Annotated in this window: 17 protein-coding genes; 13 read left to right on the top strand and 4 right to left on the bottom strand. The window is 64.2% G+C overall.

From position 1 onward, the window contains the following. Positions 1–82 precede the first annotated feature (82 nt). The 3 genes from E4K09_RS08270 to E4K09_RS08260 are packed head-to-tail and all read left to right on the top strand — an operon-like array spanning position 83 to position 2,118. The gene (locus E4K09_RS08270) at positions 83–1,210 is read left to right on the top strand and encodes an Mrp/NBP35 family ATP-binding protein (RefSeq protein WP_134496268.1); all 1,128 of its coding nucleotides are present in this window, start codon (positions 83–85) and stop codon (positions 1,208–1,210) included. A 7-nt stretch (positions 1,211–1,217) separates the two neighbouring features. Then, positions 1,218–1,847, top strand: coding sequence for a molybdenum cofactor guanylyltransferase MobA (mobA, locus tag E4K09_RS08265; protein WP_134496267.1), 630 nt, complete (start codon positions 1,218–1,220; stop codon positions 1,845–1,847). Positions 1,848–1,887: 40 nt separating this feature from the next. Next, on the top strand, positions 1,888–2,118 hold the full coding sequence (locus E4K09_RS08260) for a sulfurtransferase TusA family protein (protein ID WP_134496266.1): 231 nt from the start codon (positions 1,888–1,890) through the stop codon (positions 2,116–2,118). Between the two features lie 45 nt (positions 2,119–2,163). Here the strand turns inward: E4K09_RS08260 and E4K09_RS08255 are convergent, their stop codons facing one another. Then, positions 2,164–2,340: a CsbD family protein gene (locus tag E4K09_RS08255; RefSeq protein ID WP_134496265.1), complete on the bottom strand. Its 177-nt coding sequence runs from the start codon at positions 2,338–2,340 to the stop codon at positions 2,164–2,166. Between the two features lie 349 nt (positions 2,341–2,689). Here E4K09_RS08255 and E4K09_RS08250 point away from each other — a divergent pair, with 349 nt between their 5' ends. Then, on the top strand, positions 2,690–3,469 hold the full coding sequence (locus tag E4K09_RS08250; protein WP_166802224.1) for a sensor histidine kinase: 780 nt from the start codon (positions 2,690–2,692) through the stop codon (positions 3,467–3,469). Positions 3,470–3,558: 89 nt separating this feature from the next. Here E4K09_RS08250 and E4K09_RS08245 read toward each other — a convergent pair whose 3' ends face one another. Further along, positions 3,559–4,809, bottom strand: coding sequence for a glycerate kinase type-2 family protein (locus E4K09_RS08245; protein ID WP_134496263.1), 1,251 nt, complete (start codon positions 4,807–4,809; stop codon positions 3,559–3,561). A 57-nt stretch (positions 4,810–4,866) separates the two neighbouring features. Further along, a complete protein-coding gene (locus E4K09_RS08240; protein WP_166802223.1) occupies positions 4,867–5,667 on the bottom strand; it encodes a DeoR/GlpR family DNA-binding transcription regulator in 801 nt (266 codons plus the stop codon). Between the two features lie 200 nt (positions 5,668–5,867). Between E4K09_RS08240 and E4K09_RS08235 the strand changes: the two genes are divergently transcribed. The 6 genes from E4K09_RS08235 to E4K09_RS08210 all read left to right on the top strand — a co-directional run bounded on the left by E4K09_RS08235 (position 5,868) and on the right by E4K09_RS08210 (position 11,688). Next, complete coding sequence (locus E4K09_RS08235; protein WP_134496261.1) at positions 5,868–6,665, top strand: HAD-IIB family hydrolase; 798 nt, start codon at positions 5,868–5,870, stop codon at positions 6,663–6,665. A 36-nt stretch (positions 6,666–6,701) separates the two neighbouring features. Then, the gene (locus tag E4K09_RS08230; protein WP_134496260.1) at positions 6,702–7,703 is read left to right on the top strand and encodes an ABC transporter ATP-binding protein; all 1,002 of its coding nucleotides are present in this window, start codon (positions 6,702–6,704) and stop codon (positions 7,701–7,703) included. 73 nt (positions 7,704–7,776) lie between these two features. Further along, the gene (locus E4K09_RS08225; protein ID WP_134496259.1) at positions 7,777–9,057 is read left to right on the top strand and encodes an ABC transporter substrate-binding protein; all 1,281 of its coding nucleotides are present in this window, start codon (positions 7,777–7,779) and stop codon (positions 9,055–9,057) included. Between the two features lie 65 nt (positions 9,058–9,122). Beyond that, positions 9,123–10,040 carry a carbohydrate ABC transporter permease gene (locus tag E4K09_RS08220; RefSeq protein WP_204985703.1) on the top strand — a complete coding sequence of 306 codons (918 nt, stop codon included), beginning with the start codon at positions 9,123–9,125 and terminating at the stop codon, positions 10,038–10,040. After that, complete coding sequence (locus E4K09_RS08215; RefSeq protein ID WP_134496258.1) at positions 10,037–10,846, top strand: carbohydrate ABC transporter permease; 810 nt, start codon at positions 10,037–10,039, stop codon at positions 10,844–10,846. Before E4K09_RS08220 ends, E4K09_RS08215 begins: the two co-directional genes overlap by 4 nt. Beyond that, the gene (locus E4K09_RS08210) at positions 10,846–11,688 is read left to right on the top strand and encodes an endonuclease/exonuclease/phosphatase family protein (protein ID WP_134496257.1); all 843 of its coding nucleotides are present in this window, start codon (positions 10,846–10,848) and stop codon (positions 11,686–11,688) included. Before E4K09_RS08215 ends, E4K09_RS08210 begins: the two co-directional genes overlap by 1 nt. A gap of 42 nt (positions 11,689–11,730) precedes the next feature. Here E4K09_RS08210 and E4K09_RS08205 read toward each other — a convergent pair whose 3' ends face one another. Beyond that, a complete protein-coding gene (locus E4K09_RS08205) occupies positions 11,731–13,218 on the bottom strand; it encodes an NAD-dependent succinate-semialdehyde dehydrogenase (RefSeq protein ID WP_134496256.1) in 1,488 nt (495 codons plus the stop codon). A gap of 292 nt (positions 13,219–13,510) precedes the next feature. Between E4K09_RS08205 and E4K09_RS08200 the strand changes: the two genes are divergently transcribed. From E4K09_RS08200 to E4K09_RS08190, 3 genes are all read left to right on the top strand, one after another. Further along, complete coding sequence (locus E4K09_RS08200) at positions 13,511–14,719, top strand: ABC transporter substrate-binding protein (protein WP_134496255.1); 1,209 nt, start codon at positions 13,511–13,513, stop codon at positions 14,717–14,719. Positions 14,720–14,806: 87 nt separating this feature from the next. Then, positions 14,807–15,565: an ABC transporter ATP-binding protein gene (locus E4K09_RS08195; RefSeq protein ID WP_134496254.1), complete on the top strand. Its 759-nt coding sequence runs from the start codon at positions 14,807–14,809 to the stop codon at positions 15,563–15,565. Next, on the top strand, positions 15,558–16,265 hold the full coding sequence (locus tag E4K09_RS08190) for an ABC transporter ATP-binding protein (protein ID WP_134496253.1): 708 nt from the start codon (positions 15,558–15,560) through the stop codon (positions 16,263–16,265). Before E4K09_RS08195 ends, E4K09_RS08190 begins: the two co-directional genes overlap by 8 nt. Positions 16,266–16,270: the final 5 nt, after the last annotated feature.

Below are 16,270 nucleotides of genomic sequence, written 5' to 3'. Positions count from 1 at the left end.
CAGACAGCGCCTTAACGGATGGGGCTCAAACCTCTACATGAGACTCAAGAGATTAGTGGATCGCAGCCCAGGAGCCTCCATCGTGGCGATTACCCGTGAACATGTCTTGCAGGTGCTCTCGACCGTGCGGGTCGATGCGGGCGGAACCGACCTCGTCGCGTCGGGACGCCTCTCGGATGTTCACATCGACGATGCCGGGCGGGTGATGTTCTCGATCGCTATCGATCCGTCCGAAGCCAAGGCCATGGAAGAGGTCCGTCAGGCCGCAGCCACAGCCGTTCAGGGCCTGCCCGGCGTGAAGGGCGTTTTTGCGAGCCTCACCGCCGACCGCCCGACCGGTTCGACCGTGCCCTCCCCGTCTCCGGCGGCTGCGCAGCGGCCGCGGGCAGCCGCCCAGCCGCAGAACCAGAGAATCCCAGGCGTGAAGCATGTCATCGCCGTGGCTTCCGGGAAAGGCGGCGTGGGCAAGTCGACGACCGCCTGCAACCTCGCCCTGGGCCTGGGAGCGCTAGGCCTGAAGGTCGGCGTTCTCGATGCAGACATCTATGGACCTTCCATGCCGAAGCTCTTCGGCATCCACGGCAAGCCGAAACTGCTCGAGAACCGCATCCTCGAGCCCATGGAGGCCTTCGGCCTCAAGGTGATGTCCATCGGCTTCCTCGTCGAGGAGGAGGCCGCCATGATCTGGCGCGGCCCGATGGTCATGTCGGCGATCACCCAGATGCTGCGCGAGGTCGCCTGGGGCGATCTCGACGTGCTCGTGGTCGACATGCCGCCGGGCACGGGCGACGCACAGCTCACCATGGCCCAGGCCACGCCCCTCGCAGGGGCCGTGATCGTGTCCACCCCGCAGGATCTGGCGCTCATCGATGCGCGGCGCGGCGTATCGATGTTCAAGCGCGTGGAAATCCCGATCCTCGGGATCATCGAGAACATGGCCACCTTCGTCTGCCCCCATTGCGGCCAGACCTCCCATATCTTCGGTCACGGGGGAGCGCGCTCGGAGGCCGGGCGCCTGGGCGTTCCCTTCCTTGGCGAGGTGCCGCTCAACATGACCATCCGCGAACTCTCCGATGCCGGTCGACCTGTCGTGGCGGCGGATCCGGAGGGGCCCCACGCCCGGATCTACAAGGATATGGCGCAGCAGGTCTGGACCGCATTGTCCGGCGGCGCGGCGGCGCGCTCCGCACCGCGCATCGTGATCGAGTGAACCTTCCGTGACGCCCCATCCGGCAACCCTGGGCGTCATTCTCGCGGGAGGATCGGCACGCCGCATGGGCGGAGGCGACAAGCCGCTCCTGACACTCGGCGGGCGAACGCTTCTCGCCTCCGTGGAACGGCGCCTGACGCCCCAATGCGCAGGAATCATCCTCAACGCGAACGACGACCCCTCGCGTTTTTCCGGGGTCCGGCTGCCCGTCGTTCCGGATTCCGTGGCGGGGCGTCCGGGCCCCCTCGCGGGCGTGCTGACGGCGCTCGAATGGGCTGCCGCTCACCGTCCCGAGGTCGAATGGGTGATCAGCGTTCCCGGCGACACCCCGTTCATCCCGTCCGATCTCGTCTCGCGTCTCCATACGAGGCGTGAGGCGGACCGAAAACCCATGGCCTGCGCCGCGTCCGGACCGCGCGAGCACTACACTGTCGGCCTGTGGCCGGTGGCCCTACGCCATGACTTGCGCCATGCGCTGACGATCGAAGGCCTGCGGCGGGTGGGGGATTGGATGAAGGCCCGGGGACTGGCGACAGCCTCCTGGCCGACCGAGCCCTTCGATCCTTTCTTCAACATCAATAGCCCGGAGGACCTGATGGTTGCGCGCGGCCTTGTCGAGCACGAAGCCGCTCGCTAGAGCATCGTTCAGAGCGGGCGGGCAGGACGGGAGGATTTCGATGACCGAGCTGGATCTGTCAGGTTTGAAGTGCCCGCTTCCGGTGCTGCGGACCCGCAAGGCGCTGCTGACCCTGAATCCCGGCGACCGACTGCGCGTGATCTGCACGGATCCCCTCGCGGGCATCGATGTTCCCAATCTCGTTCGGGAACTGGGCGATACTCTCCTCGACCAGCACCAGGATGAGAAGCGCCTGACTTTCCTGATCGCCAAGGCGGCTCCATCGCCATGAAAAAGGCCCGGCTCGTCGCCGGGCCTCGTTGTCGAACCCTTCAGGTCAGGTGCCCTTGCGCAGGCTGTCCTTGATGCCGCCCACGGTGTTCTGGATGCGGCCCTCGGCCTTATCCATTTTGCCCTCGGATTCCATCTTGGAATCGCCGAGAGCCTTGCCGAGGCCTTCCTTCACGCGGCCCTTGATGTTCTTCATGCTGCCTTCGCTGCGATCACGATCCATGATCATTCTCCTCACTGGAACCTGTCAATTAACGCACACCCACCGAAAGAGGTTTCAGCCCCGGCAATAATGGCAGCTCCACCTTACAATTCATCCCCAAACAAGATGTAAAATCGCATACCGAATTCTGACATTTATTCTCAGTTTGTGCTGTCACCGTACAATTTTATGTTTCTGATATTCCGAACCTTCTAGGTCAAAACACAAAATCATCTTTTCATCATCATTAAGCAAACCGCGATTGCCACAATCTTACAATTCGTCGGCTTTTGGCATGGACATGGAGTTCGCGTGCTCTAATTCGAGAAGCCTCATTTAACGTTATATACTTATATGCGAAGAGATGCCTGTGCCTCCAGCTCGAAGGCCGACTAAGACATCGTCCAGGACGAACCGCCCGACACGCTCGCGGGCCGGTGAGCACAAAACGGCTCAGTCTCTGGATCCGGTTGCCCTCCTGGCTCACCAGCTCAGGACCCCGCTTTCCACCATCAGCGCCCTTGCGCAGGGCCTGGAACGGCGGGCGGAGCGGCTCAGCGCCAAGGATGTGAGAAGCCGTGCCGAGACGATCTGGCGTGCCAGCCTGCGGCTCGAGGAATTGATCGATATGATCCTGTCCTACACGCGTGTCGGCGCGGGAAGCATGCTCCTCAATCCCAGGGAATTCAATCCGGAGGCGCTGATCAGGCGCATATGCCGGGAACAGATCAGCCACAAACCCGACCACCCGATGACCCTCGATATGCGAGGCCTTCCGGATGCCATGGTGGGCGACCCCATCCTGCTGGAGCAGGCACTCGTGATCGTGCTGTCCAACGCCATAAAATACTCGCCGCCGGAACATCCGATCGCCGTGAGGGCGCGTGCGGTGCCGAATGGAATCGTGGTTCAGGTGAAAGACGAGGGGATCGGCATCTCCGATCTGGATCTTCCTTTCCTCATGCAGCCGTTCTTCCGGGGTCGAAACACCAAGGATTTTCCCGGTACCGGCCTCGGCCTCAGCCTTGCCTGGCATATCCTCCGGCTTCACGGCGGCGGGCTTGAGATCCACAGCAGGGAAGGACACGGAACCACGGTGACGCTGACGATTCCGCACAAGAACGTCACCGGGGCGGCCGGCATGTTCTAGAGTTGTTTCCGCATGCGCGGCCCCAATCCCCCTTCTTTGCTGTGTCGTATATTCGACGGCGAACCGGGTCCACTTCGCCGAGCAGCGATCTAGCGGACGAGAATGGCGCGAAAGTCGTTCACGTTGGTCAACGTCGGACCCGTGACGACCAGCCGGTCGAGTTGCGCGAAGGCCGTATAGGCGTCATTGCCGGCAAGATGCGCAGCGAGATCCACCCCCCGCTCGCGAGCGGAAGCGAACATGGCCTGGTCGAACCATGCGCCGGCATTATCCTCCGATCCGTCGATGCCATCGGTATCGCAGGCGATGGCCGACAGACCGTCCGCACCGCGCAGCGCCAAGGCGAGTGACAGGAGGAATTCCGCGTTGCGCCCGCCGCGCCCCGATCCGCGGACGGTCACGGTCGTCTCCCCTCCAGACAAAAGGACACAAGGCGCCGCCACAGGCTCGCCATGTTGCCTCACCGAGCGTGCGATGCCGGCCAGCGCGCGGCCGACCTCTCGCGCCTCGCCCTCGATGGCATCACCCAGGATCAGAGGGACCAAGCCGAACTCACGCGCTTTCGAGGCGGCCGCGTCGAGCGCCATCTTGGGCGTGGCGAGCATGTGCACGACACCGCCCTCGACTGCACTCTCGACCACGTTCGCCTGGACGGCCTTCGCCACGTGGGGAGGCACGTCGATGTCGTACCGGCCGAGGATGGACAGAACGGATCGGGGATCGACCTGCTCCGGGATCGTCGGACCGGAGCCGATGCTCGCAGGGTCGTCCCCCGGCACGTCGGATATGAGATAGGTGACGAGTTGCGCCGGTGCGACCGCTGCAGCGAGCCGTCCTCCCTTGATGGCGGAGAGCGACTTGCGCACGAGGTTCATCTCCCCGATGGGTGCGCCGGACTTCAGGAGCGCGCGATTGAGCGCCTGCTTGTCCGCAAAGGTGATGCCCTCCGCGGGCAACGAGAGAAGCGCCGATGCACCGCCGGAGACGAGGCACACGACGAGGTCGTCGGGACCGGCCTCATGAGCCAGCGCAAGAATCCGCCGGGCGGCGTTCAGACCGGCCTCGTCAGGAACCGGATGCGCGGCCTCGACGATCTCGACGGAGCGTGTGGGCACCGCGTGTCCATAGCGTGTGACGACCAGTCCCTCGCAGACCCCGCCTGCCCTCGCCCAAGCCTCTTCGAAAGCGGCCGCCATGCGCGCGGACGCCTTTCCGGCCCCGAGGACGATCGTTCTGCCCTTTGGTCGCGGCGGCAACCGGTCATCGAACTTTCCGTCCGGAAGCGCCGCTTTCAAAGCCGCATCGAACATGGCACGCAGGATCAGGGCATCGTCTGTCATGCCGATACCTTACTTGAGAAATCGCCGCCGTGAAGACCACGAACGCCGGCCGCCACATCATGGCTCCGCTGGGTCGGATCCGCGTCGCGCGAGCGTCAGGGACACGTTCGCGGCTTCGATCCGGGCGACCAGGGCAGGATCGGGCATGCGGTCCGTGACGATGTCGGACAGCTCCGCCATGGGGCAGACGAGTTCGAGATGGCGCCGGTTGAATTTCGACGCGTCGAGGAGAAGAACCCCCCGCTCGGCCCGCTCGATCATGGTGCGCTTCACCCAGCATGCCTGCGTCTCGACGTCGTTCGGCCCCTCCAGGGTGAGGCCGCTGGCGCCGATGAACGCGATATCCGCATTGAAGCGCTGCAGAAAGGCGCAGGTTTCGGAACCGTAGACGCCCCGCTCATGCACGGAAAAATCGCCCGGACAGAACAGGACCCGCACCTGAGACTGCGACACCAGGGCATTGGCAACCGCGAAGCAGTTGGTGATGACCGTAACCCTCAAGGCGGTTTCGGCGAGAACATGCGCGAAACGGGCCGTGGTGGAGCCGGAATCGATCATGATCACGTCGCCCGGCTTCACCAACGCGGCGGCAGCCCGGGCAATCGCCTCGCGCTCTTCCACGGCGAGCGTGTTCCTGTCCTGGAAGACGGGCTGGAGGCCGAGCTGGCGGCCGGCCGCCCCGCCATAGGTGCGGCTGACAAGGCCGCGCTGGGTCAGTTCCTCGATGTCGCGCCGCACCGTCTCCGCCGAGACGCCGAGTCTGCGGGCGAGATCCGACGTCCGGACGGCCGGGCTCAGGCCCAGCTCGGCCACGATCAGGCGCTGGCGCGCGGCTTTCTTGCCCTCGTGGAAGGACACGGCAGGAGCCTCCGATTGACAGACCGGGATACCGTAACTTCGTCAAAAGTGTTGGAACATCCCACATTAGTCTGCTTGATCCTCCAAATTTTGTCATCTAGGTTCCTCAACGAGCCACGAAGTGGCCTGCGAAGGAAACGCCCGCGAATGCAAGTGACCGGTCTGCGCTGCGCCCGCTCTCCCGTTCATGGGGCAGCGGCATGATTCCTCTGTCCCAATTCCCGCTGGAAAAGGCGCGTTCCGTGCGCGTCATCCTCACCGACATCGACGACACCATCACGACCGAGGGCATCCTGACGGCAGCCGCCTATGCAGCACTGGAGAACCTGCAACGCGCGGGCTTCCTGGTGATCCCGGTGACGGGCCGCCCCGCCGGATGGTGCGATCACATCGCGCGCATGTGGCCGGTGGACGCCATCGTGGGCGAGAACGGCGCCTTCTATTTCCGCTATGATCGGCAGCGGAGGACGATGGAGCAGCACTTCTGGGCCTCGCCCGACGAACTGAAGGCGAACCGCGCTAGCCTCGATGCCATCGAGAAAGAGGTTCTCGCCTCCGTTCCCGGAGCCGCTCTTGCCAGCGACCAGGCCTACCGGCTGGCCGACCTCGCCATCGACTTCTGCGAAGACGTTCCCGCCCTGCCCGAGTCCGAGGTCGACAGGATCGTGGCCATCTTCGAGCGCCATGGCGCGCAGGCGAAGGTCAGCTCCATCCATGTGAACGGCTGGTTCGGCGACTACAACAAGCTCAGCATGGCCCGGACCCTCCTGGCCGAGGTCTTCGGCCTCGACTGGGAACAGGCGAAGGATTGCGTCGTCTATGCGGGCGACTCGCCGAACGACGAGCCCATGTTCGCGGCCTTCCCGCTCAGCGTCGGGGTCGCCAACATCCATTCCTTCGTGCACCGGCTGCGGCACAAGCCGGCCTACATCGCCAAAGGACATTCAGGGGACGGCTTCGCCGAACTGGCCGAGCTCCTCCTTGCCGCCAAAGCCTAATGCGTCTTCTATTGTGAGGTTTCGAGGATCACCCCTATGTCCGAGATAATCGTCAATGCCGTATCGAAAACATGGGGCGGCGTCGGAGGCGTCGATCGCATCAGCTTCAAGGCGGATGCGGGAACGCTGCTGGTTCTGCTCGGCCCCTCGGGCTGCGGCAAGTCGACGACCCTGCGCCTGATCGCGGGCCTTGAGGAGGTCGATTCCGGCACCATCACCATCGGCGGCCGGGACGTGACCCACCTATCGCCCGCCGAGCGCAAGATCTCGATGGTGTTCCAATCCTATGCGCTCTTCCCGCACCTGAATGTGGCGGAGAACATCATCTTCGGCCTGCGGGTTCGCGGTGTCGGACGCGCGGAGCGTGACCAGCGCCTCAAGAAAGTGGCCGACATCGTGGGCCTGAGCCATCTGCTCGAGCGCAAGCCGTCCCAGCTCTCGGGCGGACAGCGCCAGCGCGTGGCCCTGGGCCGCGCCATCATCGCGGAGGCCCCGGTCTGCCTGATGGACGAGCCGCTCTCCAACCTCGACGCCAAGCTGCGCCACGAGATGCGCACGGAAATTCGCGGCCTGCAGCAGCGGCTCGGCATGACCATGGTCTATGTCACGCACGATCAGACCGAGGCCATGACCATGGCCGATCGGGTGATCCTGATGCGCGACGGGCATATCGAGCAAAACGGCGCACCGCACGAGCTCTACAACGAGCCGGCGAGCGACTTCACGGCCCGCTTCATCGGCACGCCGCCCATGAACATCATTTCCTGGGAGGACGGCGCCGTCCTGGGCGTCCGGCCGGAACATGTCTCCCTCGTGGAGAACGACGGCGTTCCGGCCACCGTCAAGGCGGTGGAATATCTGGGCGCCGACAGCATCATCCTCTGCGACGTGAAGGGGGAAACCGTCTCCGTCCGCCAGACAGGCTATTGCGCGCTGCCCGCCGGTGCACAAGTCGCTCTCGGGTGGCAAAACCGTCACATACATCTGTTTGACAGGGACAGCGGAAAGCGTCGTGCGGGCAGCACCCTGCCCCGGTGAGGCTTTTCTCTGAAAAGGCGTCTGTTGCTATGATGGCGCAGATGCGTGCTTCTAAACCCGGAGGGGGAGGACAATGAAGTTCAAGACGAAAGCCCTGCTCACCGCAGGCCTCATGACGGTGGCGAGCCTGAGCGCCAGTGTCGCTCACGCGGTCAACCTGACCATGTATTATCCCGTCTCCGTCGGTGGGCCGATCACGAAGGTCATCGACGACATGGTCCAGAAGTTCCAGACCGAGAACCCGGACATCAAGGTGGAGGCCGTCTACGCCGGCAACTATACCGACACGATGACCAAGGCCATGACCGCCATGAAGGGCGGCCAGCCCCCGCAGCTCTCGGTTCTGTTCTCGACCGATCTCTTCACGCTCATCGACGAGAAGGCGATCGTGCCGATCGACGAGATCCCGGGCGCCGACAAGGAATGGCTGAACAGCTTCTACCCGGCCTTCATGGAAAACGGCCGCGTCGAGGGCAAGACCTGGAGCGTTCCGTTCCAGCGCTCCACCATCGTTCTCTACTACAACAAGGACGCCTTCAAGGAAGCGGGCCTCGATCCCGAGAAGCCGCCGACCACCTGGGCCGAGATGGCCGAGATGTCGAAGAAGCTCGTGAAGAAGGATGCCTCCGGCAACGTGACCCGTTGGGGCGTGGAGATCCCCTCCACCGGCTACGGCTACTGGATGCTCCAGGCGCTCGCCATCGAGAACGGCCAGAAGCTCATGAACGAGGCCGGCAACCAGGTTTCCTTCAACGCGCCCAAGACCGTCGAGGCCCTCCAGTACTGGGTCGACCTCGCGGCGAAGGAAGGCGTGATGCCGAAGGGCGCCGTGGAATGGGGCACCCTGCGCACGGACTTCCTCGAGGGCAAGACGGCCATGATGTGGCACACCACCGGCAACCTGACGGCCGTGAGGGAAGGCGCGAAGTTCAACTTCGGCGTCGCCATGCTTCCGGCCAAGGAGCGCCGCGGCTCGCCGACCGGCGGCGGCAACTTCTATGTGTTCAAGAGCGCGTCTCCCGAGCAGCAGCAGGCTGCCGTGAAGTTCATCCGCTGGATGACCGCTCCCGAGCGCGCCGCCGAATGGAGCATCAAGACCGGCTATGTGGCCGTGACGCCGGCCGCCTACCAGACCGACGTCATGAAGAACTACGTCAAGGACTTCCCGCAGGCGGTCGTGGCGCGCGATCAGCTGGAGCACGCCGTGGCCGAGCTGTCGGTGCATGACAACGGACGCATCTACAAGATCGTCAACGACGCGGTGCAGGCAGCCGTCACCGGCACGCAGACGCCGCAGGAGGCCCTCGACAGCGCCCAGAAGCAGTCCGAGCGCGTCCTGAGCCGTTACAAGTAGCCAATCTCGCGTGCTGCGGCGGAAAATCTGCCGCAGCACCTCGTTCGATCCCGCAGGAGAAAGCGATGGTGTCCGCCGTCATGAGTGCCGCCGAGCCCAGGGCCGTCAGACGCAACGCGTGGCTGACGAACGTGAACGCCTGGCTGCTCCTGCTGCCTGCCATCGTTCTCCTGGCGACCTTCACGCACTACCCGATCCTGGCGACGCTCTATCACAGCTTCTTCTCGCTCAGCCGAGGCGGCGCGTCCGAATTCGTCGGCCTCGAGAACTACACCTACATGTTGGAGGATGACGTCTTCCGGCAGGTGCTGCGCAACAACATCGTGTTCGCGATCGCCACCGTTCCAACGAGCATCGCCCTTGCGCTCCTGATGGCTGTGTGGGTGGACAAGAAGATGACGGGCCGCTCCTTCCTGCGCCTCGCCTTCTTCACGCCGACCGTTCTTCCGATGATCGCCGTGGCGAATATCTGGCTGTTCTTCTACACGCCCGATTACGGTCTCCTCGACCAGTTCCTGAAGGGCCTCGGTTTTTCCGGCCACAACTGGCTGGGCGATCCGTCCACAGTCATGAGCTGCCTTGCCGTCATGGTGGTCTGGAAGGAAGCAGGATTCTTCATGATCTTCTATCTCGCGGCCCTGCAGACCATTCCGCCCGAGCTGAAGGAGGCCGCCGCTGTCGAGGGCGCGAGCCGGTGGTATTTCTTCCGCCGCGTGACGCTGCCACTCCTGATGCCCACGACCCTGTTCATCTCGATCAACGCGCTCATCAACTCCTTCAAGCTCGTCGATCAGCTCGTCATCATGACCAAGGGTGGCCCGAACAACGCGAGCTCGCTCCTGCTCTACTACATCTACGAAGTCGCCTTCACCTTCCAGGACACCGCCTTCGCGGCAACCCTGACCGTGACGCTGATCGCCATCCTGGCTGCCGTCGCTCTCACCAAGTTCGTCTATCTCGACCGCAGGATTCACTACCAATGAGACAAAAAGGTCATTCGGTCGAAACGGTCGCGGCCTGGGCGCTCGCGCTCCTGTGGTTGCTGCCGCTGGCCTACAGCCTGTGGAGCGCGTTCCATCCATCGGAATACGCCACGCGCTTCGACATCACCGCCCCGCTGACGCTCGACAACTTCGTTCGCGCGTGGAATCAGGCGCCCTTCGCGCGCTACTACCTCAACACACTGATGCTGGTATCCCTGGTGCTCGCCGGCCAGCTGGTCGTTTCCACACTTGCGGCCTATGCCTTCGCGCGCTTCCGCTTTTTCGGGCGCGAGGTTCTGTTCGCCCTCGTGCTGGTGCAGCTCATGATCATGCCGGACGTGCTGATCGTGGAGAACTACCGCGTGATCAGCGCGCTCAACCTGCTGGATACGATTCCGGCCATCGCCCTGCCCTACATCGCCTCGGCCTTCGGCATCTTCCTGCTGCGCCAGACGTTCAAGAGCGTGCCGAACGAGCTCGTCGAGGCAGCGCGCGTGGAAGGCGCCTCTTCCTTCGGGGTACTGTGGCGGGTTTTCGTGCCCCTCGGCAAGACCACCTACATCGCCTTCGGCCTCGTGTCCGTGAGCTATCACTGGAACAACTTCCTCTGGCCCCTCATCGTCACCAACTCGGTCGAAAGCCGTCCGCTCACGGTGGGGCTCGCCGTGTTCGGGGCTCCCGAGACGGGTGTCGACTGGTCCGTCATCACGGCCGCCACCGTGATGACCATGGCGCCGCTGCTGCTGGCCTTCCTTCTGTTTCAGCGGCAGTTCGTCCAGTCCTTCATGCGCGCAGGCATCCGCTGATGAAGCTCGTGACATGGAACATCCAGTGGGGGCTCGGCTGCGACGGCAGGGTGGATCTCACGCGCATCGTCGAGACCGCGCGTGCGCTCAGCGACGCGGACGTGTTCTGCTTCCAGGAGATCTCCCACGGGTTCGCGCCCCATGACGGGGGCGTGGACCAGCCCGCGATCCTCGCCTCGCTCCTGCCCGGCTACACGCCCGTCTTCCGCCCGGCCGTGGAGCGCCGGGACGAAAACGGCCGTCCGCAGGTCTTCGGAAACATGATCCTCTCGCGTCTGCCGGTGATGGATGTGACGAGCCACATGCTGCCCTGGCCGGCGACGGAGTGCCGGAGCATGCGGCGCCAGGCGCTCGAGGTCGTCGTCGCAACGAGCTTCGGTCCCGTGCGCGTCACCACCTGCCATCTCGAATATCATTCGGACGAGCATCGCAAGGCCCAGGTCGCGCATATTCGCAACGTGCACGAGAGCCATGAGAAGCGCGGCAGGCTCGACCATCGCGATACGTCGGAGGGGCCGTACCGCTCCCTCCCCGCTCCTGTCGGCGCCATCGTGTGTGGCGATTTCAATCTCGGCCCCGAGGATCCTCTCCACGCCGAGATGCGCAAGGCCTTCGCGTCCGGCGTTCCGTCCTTCGCGGATGCGTGGACGATCAAGCACGGCGGCGCACCGCATGCGCCGACGACCGGCGTCGCCGATGTCAGGCAATGGCCGCAGGGCCCCCATTGCCGCGACTACATTTTCGTCTCGGAGAACTTGGCCGATCGGATCGTCGATCTACGCGTCGACGTGGAAACCACCGCGTCCGATCATCAGCCCGTGGCGATCACGCTTCGGGTCTGACGGATGAAAAGGCCGGGCCGCAGGACAGCCCGGCCCCGTTCGTTACAGGCCCGCGAGGCAGACGTACTTGATCTCGAGGAAGCCCTCGATGCCGTACTTGGAGCCTTCGCGGCCGAGGCCCGACTGCTTGATGCCGCCGAACGGCGCCATCTCGTTGGCGAGCGCCGGCGTGTTCACGCCCACCATGCCGCTCTCCAGCGCCTCCGCGACGCGCCAGACCCGGGCCATGTCCTTGGCGTAGAAATAGGACGCCAGACCGTATTCCGAGTCGTTGGCCATGGCGATCACGTCCGCCTCGTCCTTGAACGTGATGATCGGCGCCAGGGGCGCGAAGGTCTCCTCCTTCGTCACTTTCATGGCCTGGGTCACGCCCGTCATCACGGTCGGCTCGAAGAAGGTGCCGCCCAGATCCGAGCGCTTGCCGCCCACCAGAACCTTGCCGCCCTTCGACAGCGCGTCCTGAACATGGTCCTCCATCTTGGCAACCGCGCGGTCGTCGATCAGCGGCCCCATGGTCACGCCCGCTTCCGTGCCGCGGCCGAGCTTCAGGCTTCTGGCCTTGGCGGCGAGCTTGTCGGCGAAGGCCTCCGCCACGCTCTCCTGCACATAGATGCGGTTGGCGCACACGCAGGTCTGGCCGGCATTGCGGAATTTCGACGCCATGGCGCCTTCCACCGCGGCATCCAGATCCGCATCGTCGAACACGATGAAGGGTGCGTTGCCGCCGAGCTCCAGCGACAGGCGCTTGATGCCCTCGCCCGCTTCCCGCATCAGCCAGCGGCCCACATTGGTGGAGCCGGTGAAGGTGATCTTGGCTACCTTGGGATTGCGGCAGAACTCCTCGCCGATGGGCTTGGCTTCGTTGGTGGTGATCACCGAGAACGCCCCTTTCGGCACCCCGGCCCGCTCGGCGAGCACCGCCAGGGCCAGAGCCGAGAGCGGGGTCTGGGCTGCGGGCTTGAGCACCATGGTGCAGCCGGCGGCCAGCGCCGGGCCGACCTTGCGGGTGATCATCCCGTTGGGGAAGTTCCAGGGGGTGATCGCCGCGCACACGCCCACCGGCTGCTTGAGCACCAGGATGCGCTGGCTCGGGTTCGCACCGGGGATGATGTCGCCGTCGATGCGCTTGGCCTCTTCCGCGAACCACTCGATATAGGCCGCGTTCGACACCACCTCACCCTTGGCCTCGGCCAGGGGCTTGCCCTGCTCCGTGGTGAGGATGAGCGCCAGATCATCGGCATTCTCGATGATGAGGTCGTACCACCTCTTCAGGATCTGGCTGCGCTCCTTGGCGGTGCGCTTGGCCCATTCTTTCTGCACCTCATGGGCCTTGTCGATGGCCCGGCGGGCGGCGTCGGCGCCAAGATCGGGCACGCTGGTGATGAGGGCACCGTCGAAGGGGTCGGTGACGGGAATCGTCTTGGCCCCGGCCGCATCCACCCATTCGCCCGCCACATAGGCCTGGGACACGAGCAAGGACGAGTCCTTCAGGTCGGGGACGCGGCGGTTCGGGGGATTGTGAGCTGTCATTGGGAACTCCAGCCTGGATGAAGGGAAACGACTGTGGATATAGGCGTTTCGGCCGCCGCTGAACACCGCGTTCCACGCCGGTCTGGGTTGCCGCACAGGATCGGGACCGGCGTCATCCACACGAAACCGTGACCGTGTGGAATGTTTGCGACTTAAGGATGAAGGCGCTTCGCATTGCTTAGGCCTATCACCCCGTTACCTTGTCTTGACCGGCTTCATGGGGGGTTCCACCATGCGGTCCGACACATGGCAGGACGAACCTGCCCATCGACATCAAGAGGGAAGGAAGACGATGCGAGTTCTCAAACCCATTCTGTTCGCCTTGAGCTGCACCGTAGCCGCGCAGGCGGCCTATGCCCAGCAGATCTCCGACAACGTCGTGAAGATCGGCATTCTCAACGACCAGTCCGGCGTCTATGCCGATTTCGGCGGCAAATCGTCCGTGGAGGCCGCCCGCATGGCCGTCGAGGACTTCGGCGGCAAGGTTCTGGGCGCCCCGATCGAGATCGTGAACGCCGACCACCAGAACAAGCCCGACGTGGCCTCGAGCGTCGCCCGGCAATGGTACGACACGGAAAAGGTCGACTCCATCATGGAGCTGACGACCTCCTCCGTCGCGCTGGCGGTCCAGGGACTGTCCAAGGAAAAGAAGAAGATCACCATGACGACCGGTGCGGCGACGACCGACCTCACCGGCAAGCAATGCTCTCCCTACGGCTTCCACTGGGCCTATGACACCCATGCCCTGGCCGTTGGGACCGGCGGCGCGCTGGTGGAGAACGGCGGTAACAAGTGGTTCTTCCTCACGGCGGACTACGCCTTCGGCTACTCCCTCGAAGAGCAAACCTCCAAGTTCGTGAAGTCCAAGGGCGGCCAGGTCGTCGGCTCTGTCCGCCATCCGCTGGCGGCGACCGATTACTCGTCCTTCCTGCTGCAGGCGCAAAGCTCCGGCGCCAACGTCATCGGCATGGCCAATGCCGGCCTCGATACGGCGAACGCCATCAAGCAGGCGGCCGAGTTCGGCATCACCCAGGGCGGCACGCGCCTCGCGGCGCTCCTCTTCACGCTGGCCGAGGTGAAGGGCCTGGGCCTGCAGGCCGCGCAGGGCCTGACGCTGACGGAAGGCTGGTACTGGGACCAGAACGACGAGAACCGTGCCTTCGCGAAGCGTTTCCAGGCGAAGACCGGCAAGATGCCCAACATGATCCATGTGGGCACCTACTCAACCGTGTCGCAGTACCTGAAGGCGGTCCAGAAGGCCGGAACGGACCAGACGGAGGCCGTCGCCAAGGCGCTTCACGAAATGCCGGTTCAGGATGCCTTCACCAAGAACGGCAAGGTGCTGCCCAACGGCCGCATGGTCTACGACATGTATCTCTTCCAGGTGAAGAAGCCGGAGGAGAGCAAGAGCGAGTGGGACATGTACAAGCAGCTCGCCACGATTCCCGGCGACCAGGCCTACATGAAGGCCGCCGACAGCGGCTGCCAGCTCACGCAGTAATCGCCCAACCGACGAGGCGAGGACGGTGCAGGCCGTCCTCGCCCTTTCATTCCTGTTTCTTCATTGCTCGGGATCAGCGGCCGACAGATGGTCAGTACTCAACCGATATTGAGCGCCACAGGCCTCACCATGGAGTTTCGCGGCTTCGTCGCGGTGAAGGATGTGACGCTGTCCGTCAACGAAGGCACGATCCATGCCTTGATCGGCCCGAACGGCGCCGGCAAGACGACGGTCTTCAACCTTCTCACCAAGTTTCTTACGCCCACGCGCGGGCAGATCGTCTTCCGCGGGAACGACATCACGGGGCTAAAGCCTGCCGAGGTGGCGCGCCTCGGGCTCGTGCGCTCGTTCCAGATCTCCGCGGTGTTTCCGCATCTCTCGGTGCTCGACAATGTACGCGTGGCGCTTCAGCGGCCGAAAGGCCTCGCCACCCAGTTCTGGCTGTCCTCCGGCAGCCTCTCGGTCCTCGATCAACGCGCGATGGAGCTGATCGACGCGGTCAATCTCTCCGCCTACGCGCACCTGACGGCGTCGGAACTGTCCTACGGCCGCAAGCGTGCGCTCGAGATCGCGACGACCCTCGCCCTCGACCCGGCCATGCTCCTCCTCGACGAACCCATGGCCGGCATGGGGCACGAGGACATCGGACGCATCGCCGAACTGATCAGGCGCGTCGCCCGGAACCGCACGGTGCTCATGGTGGAGCACAACCTGAACGTCGTGGCGGATCTGTGCGACCGCGTCACCGTTCTGGCGCGCGGAGAAATTCTTTCCGACGGATCCTACGCGACCGTCAGCGCCGATCCGCGCGTACGTGAAGCCTATATGGGGACAGAGCATGAGTAACCCGCCTTTCCTCGAAGTTCGCGGGCTGAATGCCTGGTATGGAGAAAGCCACGTTCTTCACGGCGTCGATCTGGACATCCGTGAAGGCGAAACGGTGACGCTGCTCGGCCGCAACGGCGCGGGCAAGACCACGACCCTGCGCGCCATCATGGGCATCCTGCGCCGCCGCGAGGGCGTGATCCGCCTGCGCGGCAAGGACCTTCTTGGCCTGCCCCTGCACCGGGTGGCGCAGACCGGCATCGGTTACGTGCCCGAGGAGCGCGGAATTTTCGCGAGCTTGAACGTGGCCGAGAACCTCATGCTGCCGCCGAATGTCTCCGATAGCGGCATGAGCGTCGACGAGATCTACACGCTCTTTCCCAACCTGCATGAGCGTCGCACCAGCCAGGGCACGAAACTCTCCGGCGGCGAGCAGCAGATGCTGGCGATCGCCCGCATTCTGCGCACCGGAGCGAAGATCATCCTGCTCGACGAACCGACCGAAGGCCTTGCTCCCGTCATCGTCCAGCGGATCGGGGACGTTCTCGTCGCGCTCAAGAAGCGCGGCATGACGATCCTGCTCGTGGAGCAGAATTTCCGCTTCGCCCGCAAGGTCGCCGACCGCTTCTACCTCATGGAGGACGGGCGCATGGTCAATACCTTCCCCGGCCATGAGCTCGATGCGCGCATGGACGAGCTCCACGAAGTGCTGGGAGTGTAAGACGC

It is taken from the genome of Microvirga pakistanensis, assembly GCF_004458765.1.
In the GTDB taxonomy this organism is placed as follows: Bacteria; Pseudomonadota; Alphaproteobacteria; order Rhizobiales; family Beijerinckiaceae; genus Microvirga; species Microvirga pakistanensis.
Note: the sequence above shows the minus strand (reverse complement) of the source record. Positions and strands in the feature narration are given on the sequence as shown.